The organism is Streptomyces sp. CA-243310, from assembly GCF_050936775.1.
Lineage (GTDB): Bacteria > Actinomycetota > Actinomycetes > Streptomycetales > Streptomycetaceae > Streptomyces.
Window position 1 is genome coordinate 814342 of sequence record NZ_JBNJMF010000003.1, and the last position, 16802, is coordinate 831143.

The 16802-nt window shown below is 69.4% G+C and carries 15 protein-coding genes and 1 pseudogene; 10 read left to right on the forward strand and 6 right to left on the reverse strand.

Annotation, left to right across the window (positions count from 1 at the left end; all coding sequences use genetic code 11):
- Window positions 1-72: 72 nt before the first annotated feature.
- Window positions 73-2010 carry an AfsR/SARP family transcriptional regulator gene (locus ACQEVM_RS36875; RefSeq protein ID WP_433086785.1) on the reverse strand — a complete coding sequence of 646 codons (1938 nt, stop codon included), beginning with the start codon at window positions 2008-2010 and terminating at the stop codon, window positions 73-75.
- Window positions 2011-2122: 112 nt separating this feature from the next.
- Between ACQEVM_RS36875 and ACQEVM_RS36880 the strand changes: the two genes are divergently transcribed.
- Window positions 2123-3001, forward strand: a complete 879-nt coding sequence (locus tag ACQEVM_RS36880; RefSeq protein WP_433086787.1) for an alpha/beta fold hydrolase — start codon at window positions 2123-2125, stop codon at window positions 2999-3001.
- Window positions 3002-3750: 749 nt separating this feature from the next.
- Window positions 3751-4179, forward strand: a complete 429-nt coding sequence (locus ACQEVM_RS36885) for a hypothetical protein (protein ID WP_433086789.1) — start codon at window positions 3751-3753, stop codon at window positions 4177-4179.
- A 45-nt stretch (window positions 4180-4224) separates the two neighbouring features.
- Here the strand turns inward: ACQEVM_RS36885 and ACQEVM_RS36890 are convergent, their stop codons facing one another.
- Complete coding sequence (locus tag ACQEVM_RS36890) at window positions 4225-5211, reverse strand: alpha/beta fold hydrolase (RefSeq protein ID WP_433086791.1); 987 nt, start codon at window positions 5209-5211, stop codon at window positions 4225-4227.
- A gap of 143 nt (window positions 5212-5354) precedes the next feature.
- On the opposite strand from ACQEVM_RS36890, the gene ACQEVM_RS36895 reads away from it, so the two are divergent.
- The gene (locus ACQEVM_RS36895; protein WP_433086793.1) at window positions 5355-6002 is read left to right on the forward strand and encodes a helix-turn-helix domain-containing protein; all 648 of its coding nucleotides are present in this window, start codon (window positions 5355-5357) and stop codon (window positions 6000-6002) included.
- Window positions 6003-6404: 402 nt separating this feature from the next.
- Here ACQEVM_RS36895 and ACQEVM_RS36900 read toward each other — a convergent pair whose 3' ends face one another.
- Complete coding sequence (locus ACQEVM_RS36900) at window positions 6405-7859, reverse strand: hypothetical protein (RefSeq protein WP_433086795.1); 1455 nt, start codon at window positions 7857-7859, stop codon at window positions 6405-6407.
- A 387-nt stretch (window positions 7860-8246) separates the two neighbouring features.
- Between ACQEVM_RS36900 and ACQEVM_RS36905 the strand changes: the two genes are divergently transcribed.
- Both ACQEVM_RS36905 and ACQEVM_RS36910 read left to right on the forward strand, forming a co-directional pair.
- Entirely contained in the window at window positions 8247-8588 is a 342-nt protein-coding gene (locus ACQEVM_RS36905; RefSeq protein WP_433086986.1) for a zeta toxin family protein, read from the forward strand.
- A 116-nt stretch (window positions 8589-8704) separates the two neighbouring features.
- On the forward strand, window positions 8705-9136 hold the full coding sequence (locus tag ACQEVM_RS36910) for a VOC family protein (RefSeq protein WP_433086797.1): 432 nt from the start codon (window positions 8705-8707) through the stop codon (window positions 9134-9136).
- Window positions 9137-9268: 132 nt separating this feature from the next.
- Here the strand turns inward: ACQEVM_RS36910 and ACQEVM_RS36915 are convergent.
- Window positions 9269-9846, reverse strand: a pseudogene (locus ACQEVM_RS36915) (transposase); the annotation flags it as partial.
- On the opposite strand from ACQEVM_RS36915, the gene ACQEVM_RS36920 reads away from it, so the two are divergent.
- Both ACQEVM_RS36920 and ACQEVM_RS36925 read left to right on the forward strand, forming a co-directional pair.
- Complete coding sequence (locus ACQEVM_RS36920) at window positions 9841-10242, forward strand: hypothetical protein (RefSeq protein ID WP_433086799.1); 402 nt, start codon at window positions 9841-9843, stop codon at window positions 10240-10242. The pseudogene ACQEVM_RS36915 and the gene ACQEVM_RS36920 overlap by 6 nt on opposite strands.
- Before the next feature lie 302 nt (window positions 10243-10544).
- Window positions 10545-10736 carry a hypothetical protein gene (locus tag ACQEVM_RS36925; RefSeq protein ID WP_433086801.1) on the forward strand — a complete coding sequence of 64 codons (192 nt, stop codon included), beginning with the start codon at window positions 10545-10547 and terminating at the stop codon, window positions 10734-10736.
- A gap of 474 nt (window positions 10737-11210) precedes the next feature.
- Here ACQEVM_RS36925 and ACQEVM_RS36930 read toward each other — a convergent pair whose 3' ends face one another.
- Complete coding sequence (locus ACQEVM_RS36930) at window positions 11211-11564, reverse strand: MerR family transcriptional regulator (protein ID WP_433086802.1); 354 nt, start codon at window positions 11562-11564, stop codon at window positions 11211-11213.
- A gap of 934 nt (window positions 11565-12498) precedes the next feature.
- On the opposite strand from ACQEVM_RS36930, the gene ACQEVM_RS36935 reads away from it, so the two are divergent.
- Both ACQEVM_RS36935 and ACQEVM_RS36940 read left to right on the forward strand, forming a co-directional pair.
- Window positions 12499-13335, forward strand: coding sequence for an alpha/beta fold hydrolase (locus ACQEVM_RS36935; protein WP_433086804.1), 837 nt, complete (start codon window positions 12499-12501; stop codon window positions 13333-13335).
- Window positions 13328-13942 carry a TetR/AcrR family transcriptional regulator gene (locus tag ACQEVM_RS36940; RefSeq protein WP_433086806.1) on the forward strand — a complete coding sequence of 205 codons (615 nt, stop codon included), beginning with the start codon at window positions 13328-13330 and terminating at the stop codon, window positions 13940-13942. The genes ACQEVM_RS36935 and ACQEVM_RS36940 overlap by 8 nt, the downstream gene beginning before the upstream one ends.
- Before the next feature lie 777 nt (window positions 13943-14719).
- On the opposite strand, the gene ACQEVM_RS36945 is transcribed toward ACQEVM_RS36940, so the two are convergent.
- The gene (locus ACQEVM_RS36945) at window positions 14720-15577 is read right to left on the reverse strand and encodes an alpha/beta fold hydrolase (protein WP_433086808.1); all 858 of its coding nucleotides are present in this window, start codon (window positions 15575-15577) and stop codon (window positions 14720-14722) included.
- 103 nt (window positions 15578-15680) lie between these two features.
- Here ACQEVM_RS36945 and ACQEVM_RS36950 point away from each other — a divergent pair, with 103 nt between their 5' ends.
- Complete coding sequence (locus ACQEVM_RS36950) at window positions 15681-16091, forward strand: winged helix-turn-helix transcriptional regulator (protein ID WP_433086810.1); 411 nt, start codon at window positions 15681-15683, stop codon at window positions 16089-16091.
- Window positions 16092-16802 lie beyond the last annotated feature (711 nt).

Here is a 16802-nt window from a genome sequence, read left to right on the forward strand (position 1 = left end):
TCATGGCGACCTGATTCCGCTGGGGCCGTGGGGTGAGCGCGGACGGGTCCGGGGCTCGCGGATTGCGGTCGCTTACCCCGCTCCGGCGCATGCCTCCGCCTCTGCCAGGTACCGCGCCACCGGGCCCAGGGTCAGCATTCCGCTGGCGGCGCCGGCGTGTTCTGCGGAGGCATCACGCAGGGCAGCCGCAGCGTGGGCGGCGATTCCGCGTTCTCCGAGGCGTACGGCGGCGCGGGCGGTCAGGCACCACATGGCTTCCTGCATGTGGTCACGCGGTGGTTCGGGCGCCGCGGTGAGGGCGGTACGGGCCTGCTCGCCCCGGTTCTGGGCGAGCAGCACGAGGGGTCGCGTCCAGGGCCTGTACGGGCCCCAGTCGAGGTGCGGGTCGGTGGGCGCGGGCCGGTCGTGCAGCAGGCGCAGTCCCAATAGGGCGAGCGGGAAAAGGCCGCGGTGCAGCCCCGGCATTCCGGCCGTCCGGAGGGTGTCCTCGGCAGTGCGGTAGTGCGCTGCTGCCGTGGCGGCGGTCGGCCCGCCGGGTTCGGTGCTGCGGGCGGCCGTGGCCCGGGCTCTGAACCAAGCGGTGAGGACGGGGACGAGGGGCGCTTCGGTGGTGGCGGCGAGCTGGTCGGCTGCATTGGCGTGCGAGGTCGCGGCGTCGAGGTTGCCGAGGGCCGAGGCGGATTGTAGGCGGACGAGTCGGCCGAGTACGGCGAAGTTCGGCAGCTCGTGCCGGGTCGCCAGGTCGAGGATCTCGGCGCCGATCCGGTCCCGTGCCGCGGCGAGCCCGGGGCGGGTGAAGGACTGAAGGAACATCCCGTTGAGGGCGAAGGCCAGCAGGGCCGGATCGGCCAGATCCCGTGCCAGCTCCTCGGCCTGACGCGCCGCCTGCTGCGCGTGCTCCAGCTCGGTCCCGGACAGATCGGCGCTGCGGCTCTCGACGGCGACCGTGGCCAGGAGGCGGGAACGCAGTTCGGCGGGGCCCTCTGCGCCGAGCCCGGTGAGGGTGCGCTCGGCAGCCGCGACGACGGCGCGGGACTGTTCGGGGTCGTCGGCCCGGCTCCAGATGGCGGGGACGTCGTAGGCGCCGATGATCCGGGCGGTCAGGCAGAGGTCTCCCGTGCGTTCCGCAGCCTGGATGGCGACGAGGCGGTCGCGCCGCGAGTGGACGAGGGCGTCGCCGCCCGCCAGTGCGAGGGTGCGGGCCAGATCCACGGTGGTGCGCGGGCCGAGCCGGACACCAGGGCCGGTCCACGAGGTCCGTGCGTCTTCGGGAGGCGCGGTCCCGTTGAGGATGTCCGTCTCCAGGCGCTGGAGGTCGGCACTGGGGTCGAGTCCGAGTTGGTCGACGAGCATCGTGCGGGCGCGGCGGAGGGTGGCAAGCGCGCCGGCCTGGCGGCCCGCGCGGTACAGCGCGCGGGCAAGGAGCCCCCAGGCCGGCTCGCGCCACGGGTGTTCGGCGACATGGGCACCCAGTTCGGCGACGAGATCCGCCCCTTCCCCGGAGTCGAGGAGGATGCGGGCGCCCAGTTCCACCCCCTCCAACCTCAATTCCTCCAGCCTGGTCCGCTCGCGCTGCGCCCATGCGGACCCGGTCACATCGGCGTAGGCGGGTCCGCGCCAGGCCGCGAGTGCCGCGCCGAGGTCGGTCACCGCGGCGGGGTTGCGGCGGGCTCGGGCCAGGGTGTCCTGGAACCGGTGGACGTCCACGTCCTCGCGCGGCAGACGCAGCGCGTAGCCGGGACCTTCGGTGACGATGACGCGCGGCGGATTGCGGGGCGGTCGGTCGGGTTCGAGGGCGCGGCGCAGCGCGGCGACGAAGGTACGCAAAGCGCCAACGGCGCGGGCAGGCGGATCGGTCCACAGGTCATTGACGAGGGTGTCGGTGGGGACCATCCGTCCCTCGGCCGCGACGAGCCGGGCGAGTACCTCACGATGGCGGGGTCCGCCCAGGTCAACCGGGCTGCCGTCTTCGCGGAGGGCCCGCACCACACCGAGCACATCGATTCGCATGACCCCATCCTCAGTGCCAGGGGCCGGCTGCGCCCAACCGTACTGATCGGTTGCTGATCGCCGTCGCCCAAGCTGATCCGGTCAAGTCCCCGACCCGCAAGGATGGTCCCTCATGACGCTCACCATTCCCGGCTTCGATCACATCCGCCTGCCCGGCGCGGACGGTGTGGAGCTGGCTGCAGCTGTCGGCGGCAGCGGCAGCCCGGTCGTGCTGTTGCACGGATTTCCCCAGACCCACCTGATGTGGCGACACGTCGCCGAGCGGCTCGCCGACGAGCACACGGTGATCTGTCCTGACCTGCGGGGCTACGGCGCCAGCGACAAGCCCGCGGCCACCGACCCCGATGTGTACGCCAAGCGCACCATGGCCGCCGACGTCGTGACCCTGGCGGCGGCGCTCGGCCACGAGCGCTTCGCCCTCGTCGGCCACGACCGGGGCGCCCTGGTCGCCTTCCGGGCAGGGTTGGACCACCCGGAGACCATCACGCACCTGGGCATCCTCGACATCGTGCCGACGCTCGACATGTGGAACGTCCTGCATGGCACCTCGGCGGCGGTCGGATACCACCTCTTCTTGATGGCGCAGCCGCCGGGCCTGCCGGAGGCGATGATCGCAGGCAGTGCGGACGCGTTCTTCGGCTCCTTCCTCGACGCCTGGGCCAACGACCCGACGGCCATGCCCGAAGAGGTGCGTGCCGAATACCTGAGCGCGAGCGCCGCGGCAGTGGCGTCGATCGTCGCGGACTACCGGGCCTCGGCGGACATCGACGTCACGCACGACCAGGCGGACCTGGACGCCGGGTCGCAGCTGGCCATGCCCGTGACGGTCGTCCAGCAGGACTGGGGCGCGCAGCTCGGCTACGACGCTGCCGGTGTGTGGAAGGCGTGGGCGCCGGACCTGGACCACCGGCTGACCCGCGCCGGGCACTTCATGGCCGAAGAGGCACCCGACGAGATCGCGGCGGCGATCCGGGGCCTGCTGGCCCGATGAGCCTCCTGCTCTCGACTCGTCGGCTGGGCCACGGTCGGTCGGCGAGCGTGTCGATGACCAGGCTCCAGCGGGCGGGGCTGGTGCTGTGGGCGGTGAGATACGCGGCGCGGCGATGGTCGGTGGCGACACCAAGCAGGCCGGCTACAGCAGCGGCAGCGCTTGCCGATCACGGTCACGGCGGGCAGAAAGCGTGATGAGGTGCTGCACAGCGCCAGCCGCCAGGCACCGAGCAGGGCGCCCAGCACGGGGATGATCGCAGTTGTCGCAGGATCCCCCTTGCTGGCCTCCTTCGGAACTACCGGATGAGTGCTCTGCCCGAGGCCGGTGTTATCAAACCGGATCAAAAACCCAGGCTCCGGTCGCGCGCCGCGGTTCCGAAGCCAGCCCGACGGTTCCCCGGCTTCGGGGCCAATTGGGAATCACACACGCCGCTGACCTGCGAGCTTCTCGCAGCCGCTGGTCAACTCGTGGATCGTAGACACAGACCATCGACAGGGCCCGCGCAGACCTGCACGTACGCGGACTCTGTCCACAAGTCGGGGCTCAGAGAGTGCTGTCGTGACGAGCAACGACACACAGCAGCCGGCCCCGGACCGCGGCAAGGTCCCGGCGGCCCTCGCACGGGCGGAACGCGAGGTCTCTACTCGGCCCGCACCGAAATCCGCAAAGGCTCAGATGGAGTTCCTCCTCATGCGCGCGAAGGGCTCGACCAAGGCCCTGGCCGAGCGTCTGGGCGTCTCGCGTCCACGGTGGAGCGCTACCGCGCCGGGACCCTGACGACCCCGCAGAAGCGTCTCCAGGCCGCCCTGGTGGAGGAGACCGAATCCGAGCGGCAACCGCAGGTCAGGGCCCAGTTACGCGAACAGGCATCCACCGCCAGCGGCATGATGGTGGACGTCACGGCGCACTTCGGATTCGTCGGCAAGGGCAGCTCGGACGACGAGCGCGAGCGCTCCATCACCACGGACATCTCACCCACCTACGCCAAGCAGATCCTGGAGCTCCAGGCGGCCGGAGCGACGGACGAGGGCCTGCATCCGCTCGTCGAGGCCATCACCGATATTGTGCCGACGCACGGTATTCGTCACACAGGCGCGCTTGTTGTTACCGGCGTAGGGAGTACGTGCGGTGCGACTGTTCGGCTTACCAAGCAGACCGGCGTGTGTCCCTCGGCGTAGCCCGCCCGAGACGCACTGCCGGGCCGCTCTGGTCGCCCCCCTGTTTCAGTTGTGAATTGTGGCGAGCCAGTCGGTCAGCAGGCTGTTGACCTCGTCGGGGCGCTCCTGCTGGATCCAGTGGCCGCAGCCTTTCAGGATGTGGGAGGCCGACAGACGGGGGAGGGTGGTGGGGTAGGCGTCGATGGCGTCGGACATCCAGGTGGTGGAGGCGTCCAAGGCACCACCGATGAACAGGGACGGCTGCGTGAGCGGGGCTCCGCGGTGCGGGGCGAGGTCTTCCCAGTCGCGGTCCATGTTGCGGTAGCGGTTGAGGGCGCCGGTCAGGCCGGTGCGCTCGAACTCCCCGGCGTAGATGTCAAGGTCGTCCTTGCTCAACCATGCCGGGAGCGGGCCGGTGGGGAACCGGTCGTGCAGCCGGCCTCCGCGGGCGACGAAGTGCGGGTCCGGGTCGTCCTCGGCGGGCATGGTGTCGGCGGACAGGGCCGTGTAGAAGCCCGCGAGCCAGTTCCGGACGTCGGGCTCGATCTCCGCCTCGGCGCGGCCGGGCTCCTGGAAGTAGGAGACGTAGAACTCCTGCTCGGGGCCGCCGATCTGGCCGAAGACGTCGGTGGGGCGGGGGCCGCCGGGCGGCGCGTAGGGGACGCTCAGCAGGCCGACGGCGCGGAAGATTCCGGGGTGGAGCAGTGCGGAGGTGGCGGCGATGTTGGAGCCCCAGTCGTGGCCGACGACCACCGCGTTCTCCTCGCCGAGGGCGTGCACGACGGCGACGTTGTCCTCCACCAGGTCGAGCATGCGGTACGCGTCGGTCGCGGCGGGCTGGGAGGAGCGACCGTAGCCGCGCACGTCGATCGCCACTGCCCGGTACCCGGCCGCGGCGAGGGCCGGGAGTTGGCGGCGCCAGGAGTACCAGGACTCGGGGAATCCGTGTACGAGCAGGACCAACGGGCCGGTGCCCTGCTCTACCAGGTGCAGGCGCCCGGCTGGGGACTCGACGGTGCGGTGGCGGAGTGCAGCGGTCTGCTCGGATCGCATGGGGACTTCTCCTCGGTTCGCGGGCGGTCGGCGGAACCCATCGATCATGCGGCGCCGCGGCCAGTCGACGCGATCGGTGTTGCCATTCTGGCAAGATGGCAGGACAGGGCGGTGAAGCGGTACGACGGGAAGGAACGGGGACGGTGGCAGGTGACGACGTGACCCGCATGTTGGCGGCGATGGGTCCGCGGCTGCGGGTCGTGCGCGAGCGCCGTGGCGTCACACTCGCCGATGTCAGCCGCGCGACCGGCATCTCGCCCAGCACGCTGTCGCGGATCGAGACCGGCCGGCGCAAGCCCACCCTGGAGGTGGTGCTGCATCTGGCGAAGGAATACGCAGTCGCCCTGGACGAGCTGACCGGCACCGCACCCGCCCGCGCCCCCGCCCCCGCCCCCGCGGCCGAGCCCCGCAGCACGTCGCCGCACAGGCTAGGCGACGACAAAACGGTGCTGCCGCTGACCCCGTACGTCGGCGGCCTGCACGCCCACAAGCACGTCCTGCCTGCCGCCGCAGAGTCACCCGGACGGCCCCGACAGGTGTCCCACGAGGGCTACGAGTGGCTGTGCGTCCTGTACGGGCGGCTGCGGCTCGCCCTCGGCAACCAGGACCTCGTCCTGACTGCCGGAGACGTCGTCGAGTTCGACACCCGTACCCCCCACGGAGTCGCAAACGCCGGATCCACCGGACCGGTCGAGTATCTGATCATGTTCGGGCCCCAAGGAGAACGTCCACGGCTACGCACCCCTCCAGCCGCCGCCCGCGGGACCGGTGACAGGCAGATTGCTGAATGAACAGTTGTGACAAGCCGCGTGCCTCGTCGGTGACAACCACGCTGCCTCGTTGGCGTCAGCGAGGCGGAGGCTATAGCGGACGTCGTCGGCCAGGACGGCGGTGCCGTCGTCGGCGCGGACCAAGAGCCCGACGCCGAGCAGGCCCGCGACGGTGCCCGCGGTCGGCTCCTCGGGGTCGGCGGAGACGGACCCCTCGTAGGACGCCTCGAACAGCACAGCCGCGTCCTCATCGCTGAGCACGTCGTGCCGGAGCGGCCGGTGGTGCGCGTCGTGTGGGTTGCGCCAGACGTCGGTTGCCCGGAAACGTCTGATCAGCCGCACTGCCGGTCACTGGACGACCGACGCTGGCGAGGCCCGCTCCCCGCACTACGCCGAGCCCAGGGAGTGGAAGCCGCGTGGAGGCTATTTCTTGGCCTCCACCTGCCGGTCGGCGGCGGACAGGATGCCGTTGACGACGCTGTCCACGTTCTCCATGGCAGGAGTGATGGGCGCGACACCGAAGATGATGCCGGTACCGCGCTTGCCGGGGTCGTTCGGATGCTTCGGGTGTTCGATCTCGTGGAGACCCCGAGCTTCGACGTATCGCCGGATGGCTTGCTGCGCCCCGGTCAGTGCCGCGCCCACCGCACTCGGTGTCGCATCGCGTCCCACGAGGACGAAGCTGAACTCATCGCCGCCGTGGCGGAAGCGGGAGACGTCGGCGTCCAGGCCCAGCACCGCCTGCTCGGCCATCGTCGACATCGCCGCGTACACCTCGTCGGCCCGCTGCCTGCCCCGCTCCTTCGTCAGTCCGCCCAGATTGCGCAGGTCGACCTCGACATAGACGCCCCTGGCACCGGTCTTGGCCAGGTGTCGGACGGCATTGCTCAGCGTGAGGCGCCGATCGGCCGCCTTGTCGAACCCGGTGAGCTCGTCGACCTCGTCCGCGCCGCTGCCGGCCAGCAGCTCGGCGGCGCCGTCCGGAGAGAGCCCGTAGGTGTCCACAGCCGTCCTGAGGAAGTTCTCCTTGCGTTCCTGGGCGGAACTCTTGAAGGCGGTTCCCCGGCCGTGGCTCGGCGTGGCAGGTGCCTCTCGTTCCTCGTCGGCAGGAACGTCGGCGGACTTGATCGGACGGATGTCGTAGCGGATTCCGCTCCCCTTCTCGGCGAGGTCGCGCTGGTACTTCGGGTGTGCGACCTCGTCGAGACCGCCGACCGTGGCCTGCCTCTGGATCTCTGCCTGAGCGGCCATCAACCGTGCCTCGATGTGGCTGCGCCGCACCTCGTCGCCGACAACGACGAACTCCAGGTTGGGACCGAATCGGAATTTCGAGACGCTTCCGCCGACCTCGTCCATGGCCGACGAAACACAGCGCGTGAAGGTGTCGAGCACGCTGTCGGCGCCGTTGTGTCCCATCAGCGCGTTCAGGCCGCCGAGGTTGCGCACCGACACACTCACCGTGAACGCGCCGGCCGTGCGCTCGGACGTCCCGCGCACCCGCAAAGCCTCCGCCGCTCGCACCTGCTCGGCGGCGCGTCGCATGGTCGCGTCGTAGTCGGAGGGCTTCTCGAAGTCGCTCTGCAAGCCGCCGACCGCGGTGACATGGAGGTCGTGTGCCTGAGCAGGGGACAGATTGTTCCGATCCCCGGTGGCCAGCCGGTGGAACTCCTCCTGTCGCACCTCCGACTCTTTCGGAAAGGGCTTGTCCCGGGCCTGACCGACCATGCGCGCCACAGCGGTGTTACCCGCCGCGCGCTGCAGCGCCAGGATTCCGGCAGCGGGCCCCGGCAGTCGGGGACGCTGCAGGTGCTCAGGGCCGTCGGCCCTGTCTCTCTCTTCTTTTCGCACGTGCAAGAGCACTCCCGTGATGGTCGACACCACATCACTACCGATGGACGCCGTCCCAGGGGAAGGACCGGGAAGGCACCCATGAGAGCAGCAAGGGCACGCTTTTCCATCACCGCAGCCCCGCAACCCCGAGGATGTGAGGCGCGCGGGGCTGCGGTGATACGGGGCTCCAGGGAGTGTGCCGATCGGCAAAAATCTCGGGAGAGGGCGGCGTGACCCAGTCACTCGTCCGGCGGGCTGGGTTGAGAGGACCTGTGTCGTTAGGGAGGCCCTTGCGTGATACCCCCAACGATCACAGATGGTGATGGCGAACCGATGCTTGCTCAGGAATAGGTGACAGTCGATTACGCGATCACACCAGGACCGAAGTCGTAAGACCCGCCTTCGCGTCGTACGAGCCGCCGACACTGGGACCTTCTGCTCGCGGTCCTTAGCCGACGGGGCGGAGCGGTACTGGTCGGCCGCGACCTCTACAAGGAGGCCCACCCCCAGTACGACGCCCTCATGCGCGAGAACGACCTCACGTCCGGTGTCCGGGCACGTCCCGACGTCCTGCGATGGGAGGCCGAGGTCGAGGCGCACGTACGCCTCAACCGCTTCGACGCGGTCCTGGAAGCCCCCATCGCCGACCTGGCCGAGGCCATCGCGACGGTCCGCGTCTGGCGCGCGGCGGCAGAGGGTTGTCCCGTAACCGATCTTTGGCAGCGCGAGAGTGGCTGGCCGGGATCGCATCCCAGGTTCCCTTTGGGGAGGCACTGACCTCGGTTCACCCCTGCGACCGCACGACACGGCAGCGGGTGGCAGACACCTCCTCCCGACAACGTGCGGACCTCCCGACCTGGGGAGATGAGCCGGGCCCCTGTTATCGTGCGCCGATGTCAACGATCAAACAGTTCCAAGTGACCTTCGACTGCGCGGAGCCTGCGCGCCTCGCCGCCTTCTGGTGCGAGGTGCTGGGGTACGTCGTACCGACGGTCCCGGAGGGCTTTGCCACGTGGGAGGAGTACCACCGCTCGCTGCCGCCCGAGGATGAGATCTACTTCGCGTGCACTGATCCCTCGGGTGTGAGCCCACGCTTGCTCTTCCAGCGAGTTCCCGAAGGCAAGGTCGTCAAGAACCGGGTGCATCTCGATGTGCGGGCCGGCGCCGGGCTCGTGGGTGAGGAGCGCCTGGCCACACTCGAGGCCGAATGCGCGCGGCTGATGGCGCTCGGCGCGAAACACGTGCTGACGCAGCGCGCCGATGGCGTCAACGAGTCGTGCATCACGATGCAGGACATCGAGGGCAACGAGTTCTGCCTCGCCTGATTCTCCTCCGAGACTGCGAGGTGGGGAGCCGTCTCCGGCCTTGGGGAACAGCGGGGCAGCCGATATCGGCTGCCCCGCTGTTCCCCAAGGCCGGTCTCCCGCGGGCCTCTCAGGTCCCGCATGCGGCGGGAGTCATCCCGTGAGGGCGAGGTTGTGCAGGCGGGCAACCGTGCATCGCGTGGCGTACACCGTCGCCTCTCAAGCAGCAGTCGCGCAGGATCTTCCAGGTCTTCATACGGGCGAAGGCGTGCTCGACGCGGGCGCGAATCCGTTTGCGGCTCTTGTTGTGGGCCTCCTTCCAGTCGGGCAGTTCCTCGCCCTTGCGTCGGCGGTGCGGCATGATCAGCCCGGTGCCCAGGTAGCCGCCGTCCGCGATCGTCGTAGTGTTGCCGACCGCCCGCTTGGCATCGGACTCGACCCAGGCCAGGCAGTCGTTGCGGTTCCCCGGCAGCGGCCGGCCGACCACCACGACCAAGCGGGTGTCGGCGTCGATGACCACCTGGTGGTTCGTCGAGTAGCGATAGTTCTTCGACTGCTCGGCGGCCTGGTGGTCGCGGGTGGGTACCAGCGTCCCGTCCACGATCAGCACCGCGTCCTTGGCGAAGCGCCTGCGCGAGCCTGGGGCCGAGGTGGTCGATGACGCGATCGGCGGTGGACTCGGACACTTCGAAGAGCGGCGCGAGTTGGCGCAGGGTCAAGTTGCTGTGCCACTACGCGGCCACCCCCTGGACGGCGAGTTGCTCGTCCGGGAGCCGGAGGCGGGCCGGCTCGGCTTCGAGGCGTTGCAGCGCCGGGCCGCCGCCCGCGCCCGCAACGTCGCAACCCTGGCCGCCCGGACACCGGCCTGCTTCGTGGCGTTCGACATCCTCCAGGCCGATGGCGTCGAACTGCTCGCGCTGCCGTACCGGGAGCGCCGCCGGCGCCTGGAAGTCCTCTTCGCGGCCTGTGCTCTGACCGCTCCATGGACGCTGTGCCCGATGACCACCGATGCGGTCAAGGCCCGGGAATGGCTGGAGACCTGGACCGAGCTGTCAGGCGTCGAGGGCCTGGTGATCAAGGGGATGAGTCAGCGCTACCTGACCGGTTCCCGGAGCGGGCGGCCATGACCAACCCGTGTCCCGGAGGGCACCAGCCGCCCGGGACACACCCCTGCCCTTCGTAGTCCAGGCGAGAGGGCAGCCGCCGACTTTGACGACGCGTCGGGCGCCCGATGAGACCCCCGCCGCGCTCTACGACCCTCTCGGCCTGATCGAGCAGAAAGTCGCTGCAGCATCTGCCGGCTTCCGTGTACGAAGGACCCGTACGGGCAGGCACGAAAGGGGCCACAAAGGGAATGGGTGTCGCCGACGCTGGTCTTTGACACCGAGACAGTGGCGGGATCGGTCGGTCGCGCGGGAGGATGCTGACCATGACGATGGACAATCAGAGTCGCCCCTGCGGCTGCCGGTGCGGGGGCGTGCCGGCTGGCGGAAAGTTCTTGCCGGGCCACGACTCGAAGATCGTGCCTCAACTTGAAGCAGACCACGGGAGCCTGATCGACTTCTGGGCTTGGTACGAGAAAGCGATGGTCGGCATATCGCCCGAGCCGCCCGCCAGCTGAACAGCGGTCGTCGACGCATGTACCCCTGTCCGGCGCTGACCTGCGACGGTCCAACTGCGCTGTCAGAAACGACGCAGTGGTCCAGGGTCAGTGGCAATCGGTCCAGGTTTGCTGTCACAGGTCACCAGTGAGCCTTTTCCATCCTCCCGAGGAGGCGAGCCGAAGAACGAGGATGGCCGTGGTGATGCTGTACCCCCAACCGGGGTCAGGGCGACACGCGTCGCTGCGACACAGGCCTTCCAGTCGATGAACGCCTCCCACGATGTACGGGAAAGCGGAGTGATCGCCCTGGTTCCTGCGACCCGGCACAGCAGAACGCCCACGCCGAAGGCGTGGGCAAAGGGAACTCCCGAACCACGACAGCTGACGCAGACGCTACAGGCCGGCACGCTCCGTCACCACGGGAAACGCCCCCCGGACCGCACCACGACATCGGTACGCGAACCCGCCGGTATCCGGCGGGCACATACCGTCTCAGTCCGCCGGCGGCGGGTCCGTCACCGGCGCGGCGGCAGCGCGATATTCGGCGTTGAGGCGCTGCGCTTCTTCGAGCTGATCCTCGAGGATGACGATGCGGCAGGCGGCCTCGATGGGGGTGCCCTGGTCGACGAGTTCCCTGGCGCGGGCCGCGATCCGCAGCTGGTAGCGGGAGTAGCGGCGGTGTCCACCCGCGGAGCGGAGCGGTGTGATCAGGCGGGCGTCTCCGATGGCGCGAAGGAAGCCCTGGGTGGTGCCGAGCATCTCGGCCGCCCGACCCATCGTGTAGGCGGGATAGTCATCGTCGTCCAGGTGACCGCCCAGCGGGCCGGTCGGGGTCTCTGCCGTCATTGCACCTCTCTGTGAAACGCGTTGAGGGGCCCCGGCGCCTATGGCACCGGGGCCCCGAAGGAACTGTTACACCATCTGCCGACCCTGATACCGCGTCGGCCTTCTGTTTCCGCATGCCCGACCTGAGCTTCGTCGGGGGTGCGGGGATCGCGGTTGCTTGACCGGAGACCACCTCACTATCGATGTCCTGCGGTACCCGGACTCGACAATCCGTCCGGGCGATCCTGATGGCGCCAATTCCTCCGTTCATCCCTCGGGATCAACTGCTTACCAAATGGGGACTACATACTGCTGGAACTGCTGGTGCTGCTCCACTCGATACTGCTGGTACTGCGAACTGCGTGTACTGCATGTGGCCTCACCGAGCGCCACTCTTCGGCAGCCAGCCCCGTCGCCCATCGTGCGTCTGCTCTGGCTTGGAACCCCACTGCCGAACCTCCCGGTGCGCGCCCGCAGCCGACGCCTTCACCGAGGTACCACTCACTTCACTGCCGGGTACTGCCACCGCGTCAACTGCTGTCGGCGGCCCCTGATGACTGCGGGCCACCCGGTCCGGTCGCCAGTCCCGTCGCCGTCCTGCAACCGCTCTGGCTTCGAAACTCCGCCACCGCACCGTCCTGCGTACTGCGACTACTGGTACTGCTGCCCGGCAGTTCGTCTCTGCCGGGCCTTGCGGTCTCTCTGGGCTACGAGAGAAACCATAACCACAGCCACCACCCAATGTCTACCCCAGCCAGCGCAGGTTTTCGCGCGTCCGATGGAGAGGTAATCAGCCCCCGTCGGGAGGTCTGCACGTCGGGCATGACGCTCGGCCTCGTGCGGCGCGTGGGCAGGCATGCGCCGGACCGTTACGGAAACCGAGCCGCATGCGCCTTGACGGGCTTCAGCTAATGCCGTTAGCTGTTAGCTAACAACATTAGCCATGGAGGATGTCATGACCGAGCACCTGAATATCGCCGGCAACACGCTCGCCTACGACGTGACCGGGCAGGGCCCGCTGGTTGTCCTGGCGCACGGCATGGGCGACAGCCGGCACTCCTACCGGTTCCTCGTACCGGCCCTGGCCGACGCCGGATACCGGGTCGCCAACGTCGACATCCGCGGCTGCGGTGACTCCAGCCTCGACTGGGACGGCTACAGCCGCACCGACATCGCCGGCGACCTCGTCACCCTCGTGCGCCACCTCGGCGGCCCGGCCGTGATCATCGGCCAGTCGATCAGCGGCGGTGCCGCGACCATAGCGGCCGCCACCGCGCCCGAGGCGATCACCGGCGTCATCGAGCTGGCGCCGTTCACCCGCGCACAGTCTTTCGACCTCGGCGGGCTGATCAAGGTGAAGCGCTTCCGAGCCGGTTACCTCCAACTGGCGCAGGTCATCATGCGGGGAAGTCTGGCGAACTGGAAGAAGTACCTCGACGTGGCGTTCCCCACCAAGCCCGCCGACTGGGACAGTGAGCTTGCGCGCATCGTGGCCAAGATGAGCGAACCCGGCCGGATGGAGGTCCTGCAAGCCATGTCCAAGTCCAACCCGAGCGACGCAGGTGCGCAGCTGCCCAACGTCACCTGCCCGGTGCTGGTGATCGAAGGGAGCGCCGACCCGGACTGGGCCGTCCCGCGAGCGGAGGGCGAGCGCATCATCGCCGACCTGCCCCGGGGCCTCGGTGAGCTGGTTGTCATCGACGGCGCGGGCCACTACCCGCACACACAGACGCCCGACAAGGTCCTCGACCTGGCCCTGCCCTTCCTCGCCAAGACCCTGGCCAATGCCTAGGGCCCGCCTCACCCCGGTATTGGTCACCGAGGCCGCCGCCGCGCTGGTCGACGAGGTCGGCTTCGATCATTTGAGCATGAGCCTGCTCGCCGAGCGGCTCGGGATCAAGACTCCCTCGCTCTACAAGCACGTCACCAGCCAGGCCGACGTGGCTCATCGGATCGCCGTTCTGGCCATGACGGAGCTCAGTGATGCCATCCGGGACGCCACCCAGGGCCGGGCGGCCAGTGATGCCCTCGCCGCCGGCTCGCAGGCCATGCGGACTTACGTGCGCGAACATCCCGGCCGGTACGCGGCGGGCAACGCCGCCCGCCCGACCGGCCCCGACGACCCGCTCATCCCGGCCGTCCAGCAAGTGCTCGCCTCCTGGGCGGCCATGCTGCGCGGATACCGGCTGGATCCCGGCCAGGAGATCCACGCCATGCGGATGCTGCGCAGCGTCCTGCACGGCTTCGCGACCCTGGAGGCCGCCGCCGGGTTCCAGATCGACGCGTCCGTCGACGACAGTTTCACCTGGATGGTCACCTTTATCGATCACGGCCTGCTCGCCCTCACCACCAGCCGGCCCAGCCCAGATCGCGGCCCCCGGGACAACACCCTGACATAGGCACATGGCCGTCTCCGCCGCCGGTAGCCACTGGCTCGCTGAACCGCCAACCCTTTGAGGGCGGCTTCGGTCTTCTGGCGGTGGGCTGCCACCGCGAGTTCGGAATCATCAAGTCCGACCTCACCGCGGCACGCCTCCAGATCGCAACCTCGACCAGAAGGGTGAGGACCTGGACGAGGAGTTCGACCGGAGCCAGGCCCAGTTCATCGCGCTGCTCACCCAGCTTGTCGGACAGCGCCCCAACCGCGGCTGACCATCACCGGCCGAGCCCCGCCTCTTCTGCGGCTCCGAACCTGCGCTCTGGTTCGGGGCCGCTGTACGTCCACGGTCAGCGGCCGGGGTACTGCTGTTCCTGTCGGGCCCGGCGAAGGGTCTGCCGGCCGGCGCGGGCCTTGTATTCGCCTCCGATCCACCGAACGGTCGATCGTCCGGCAGGAGGCAGGTCTGCCATGTGGTGGGCGATGTCGACGTAGAACCGGTAGTCGCCACCCACAGTCAGGACTCGGAGGCGATCGATGGTGGCGGTGACCGAGTCGGTGTCGCCCCGGACCGCGTGGTGGAAGACACTCCGTCAACGCAAGGCCTCCGAGCCGATCACTGGGAAAACGTTCCCCGGTCAGCGCGACCGCCGCGCCCAGAAGTCGGCGAATACAGAAAGCGGGCCGCCCCCGGCTGAGGGCGGCCCGCACTTCCATGAAGGGGGTACAGCATCACCACGGTCGTCCAGGCCATCCTCGTTCTTCGGCACGCCTCCGCAGGAGGATGGAGAAGGCTCAGTCACTTCGGCAGATCGGCGGAGAGGAAGGGGGCAAGGAGCGCGAACAATGCGTCGGGGCGGTCGAGGGGGATGATGTGGCCGCAGTCCTGGAGATGGTGTCCGACCAGGTCATCGGCGATGGGGCGGAGTTGGCGTTCGAGCCCGGTGCCGACGGGGTGAGAGCCGACGGCCATGGTGGGCATGGTCAGTCGAGCCGTCGCGACGGTGTCCTGGAGTTGCTGTGCGCTGGTGGGCAGGGCCCGGTAGTAGGAGAACGCGCAGCGAAGAGCCTCGCTCCCGGTGTACGCGTGGACGAAGGCCGCGCGGATGTCGTCGGGTACTCCTCGCCCGAGCGTCCCCGAGTCGAGGAAGAAGTCGACGTACGGGGCCTCGTTGCCGGCCAGGGCGGTCTCGGCGAGGCCGGGGACTGCGTGGAAGCCGAACCACCACGGGGCGGCGCCCGCGACGCTGTGTTCTGCTCCGGGCAGGCGGCCGAGCAGTGCTTCCATCACGACCAGGCGCCGGACGAGGCCGGGTCGGCGCAGCGCGAGCAGGACGGCGGGGGCGGTGCCCGCGTCGATGCCGACCACTGCTGCGGAGGGCTCGCCGAGTGCGTCGAGCAGCCCTTCGGCGTCGGCTGCGAGGGTGCCTGCGTCGTAACCCTCGACGGCACGTGCACTGGCACCAAGGCCTCGCAGGTCCGGGGCGATGACCCGGTACCGTCCGGCCAGTCGGCCCATGATGCCGCTCCAGAGTTGCCAGGTGTGCGGGAAGCCGTGCAGCAGGAGAACTGCGGGTCCGTCCCCTGCGATTGCGACGTTGAGTTGGACGCCGTTCGTCGTGATGCGGCGCAGTTGGTGTGTGGTGGGGACGGGCATGGCGGCGGCTCCTGCGACTGGTTACCATTGGTGACCACAGAACGATAGGTAACCGTCCGATCGCTTGCTAGACGGCACCTTCAGGGAAGGTGGTGAGCCACAGGTGACCACGCCGGGAGCCCGGGCCGCCGGTCGTGGGGTACGCGGTGATCTGTTCGATCCCCGGTGCCCGACGCGGCAGTTGCTGGACCGCATCGGTACGAAGTGGACGTCCATGGCCGTCAAGACGCTCGCTGATGCCGCACCGGACGAGGTGCGCTTCGCGGAGCTGAGACGCCGGATGCCCGGCGTCTCGCAGAAGATGCTGTCCGTGACGCTGCGAAGCCTGACCCGCGACGGGCTGGTGTCGCGCCGGGTCGAACCGACCGTACCGCCCCGGGTCTTCTACCGACTCACCAGACTCGGGCTGTCCCTTGAAGCCGCGCTGGCGGGGCTTCGGACCTGGGCGGAGGAGCACATGGCCGAGATCGACCGCGCCAACGATGCAGACGACCGGGAGATCGATGAGGGGTAGGCAGGCCGGTTCCGCGCTCAGTACTGGTTGGCTTGGGTACTCGATGTAGCCGGCGTCGCCGCCCTGCCCCCTTCGGTGCGTCGTACCATCCCTGGCCTGCGGCCGGCCGTGCGGCGCCGCCTCACCGAGGAGATCTACGCCCGGGCTGGCCGTGGCCACCACACCATCCGTGACGCGTACGCCGCAGCTGTTGCCTACGCCGTGGAACACGCCGGACTGCCCGCCCCCAAACTCCTGGTCCGACGGCGGCGAGCTACGCCAGATCGTCATCACGGCGAGCAGCTGCTGATCCTGTGGGACGACGAATGCGCCTGGCAGTACGCCGCAGTGCCCCCGACGGCTCCAACAACCCTGCCGAGCCGCTCGGGGCGGCCCGCTGGACCTGCCGGAGACGGTGGCCGAGACCGTCCGTATCCACCTGCGCCGCGACCCGATTCTCCCGCTGCCCGGCCCCGACTGGCATCCGCCGGTCGGCTACGACCCGACTCCCGCCCGTACGACCTCTGCGCCGACGTCAGGCCGCGCGCGGCGAACAGCACCCTCCAACCTTCGGCGACGCTCCCGATAGGGCAGGTGCAACAGCTCGGTGCCGTCGGCTTGGAGAAGAGCGAAAACGGAGCAGGCGGGGGTTCGAGTCGCCAGGGCGGCGGCGCCGCGGGCGCGGGCGGGCGGCGCTGGAGCGCCTCGAAGGACGGCCGGCCTTCCGCCGGA

Excerpts from the sequence above, each read along its gene's own strand:
- ACQEVM_RS36875 (WP_433086785.1), bottom strand. The coding sequence starts at position 2,010 with ATGCGAATCGATGTGCTCGGTGTGGTGCGGGCCCTCCGCGAAGACGGC.
- ACQEVM_RS36880 (WP_433086787.1), top strand. The coding sequence starts at position 2,123 with ATGACGCTCACCATTCCCGGCTTCGATCACATCCGCCTGCCCGGCGCG.
- ACQEVM_RS36890 (WP_433086791.1), bottom strand. The coding sequence starts at position 5,211 with ATGCGATCCGAGCAGACCGCTGCACTCCGCCACCGCACCGTCGAGTCC.
- ACQEVM_RS36910 (WP_433086797.1), top strand. The coding sequence starts at position 8,705 with ATGTCAACGATCAAACAGTTCCAAGTGACCTTCGACTGCGCGGAGCCT.
- ACQEVM_RS36925 (WP_433086801.1), top strand. The coding sequence starts at position 10,545 with ATGACGATGGACAATCAGAGTCGCCCCTGCGGCTGCCGGTGCGGGGGC.
- ACQEVM_RS36930 (WP_433086802.1), bottom strand. The coding sequence starts at position 11,564 with ATGACGGCAGAGACCCCGACCGGCCCGCTGGGCGGTCACCTGGACGAC.
- ACQEVM_RS36935 (WP_433086804.1), top strand. The coding sequence starts at position 12,499 with ATGACCGAGCACCTGAATATCGCCGGCAACACGCTCGCCTACGACGTG.
- ACQEVM_RS36940 (WP_433086806.1), top strand. The coding sequence starts at position 13,328 with ATGCCTAGGGCCCGCCTCACCCCGGTATTGGTCACCGAGGCCGCCGCC.
- ACQEVM_RS36945 (WP_433086808.1), bottom strand. The coding sequence starts at position 15,577 with ATGCCCGTCCCCACCACACACCAACTGCGCCGCATCACGACGAACGGC.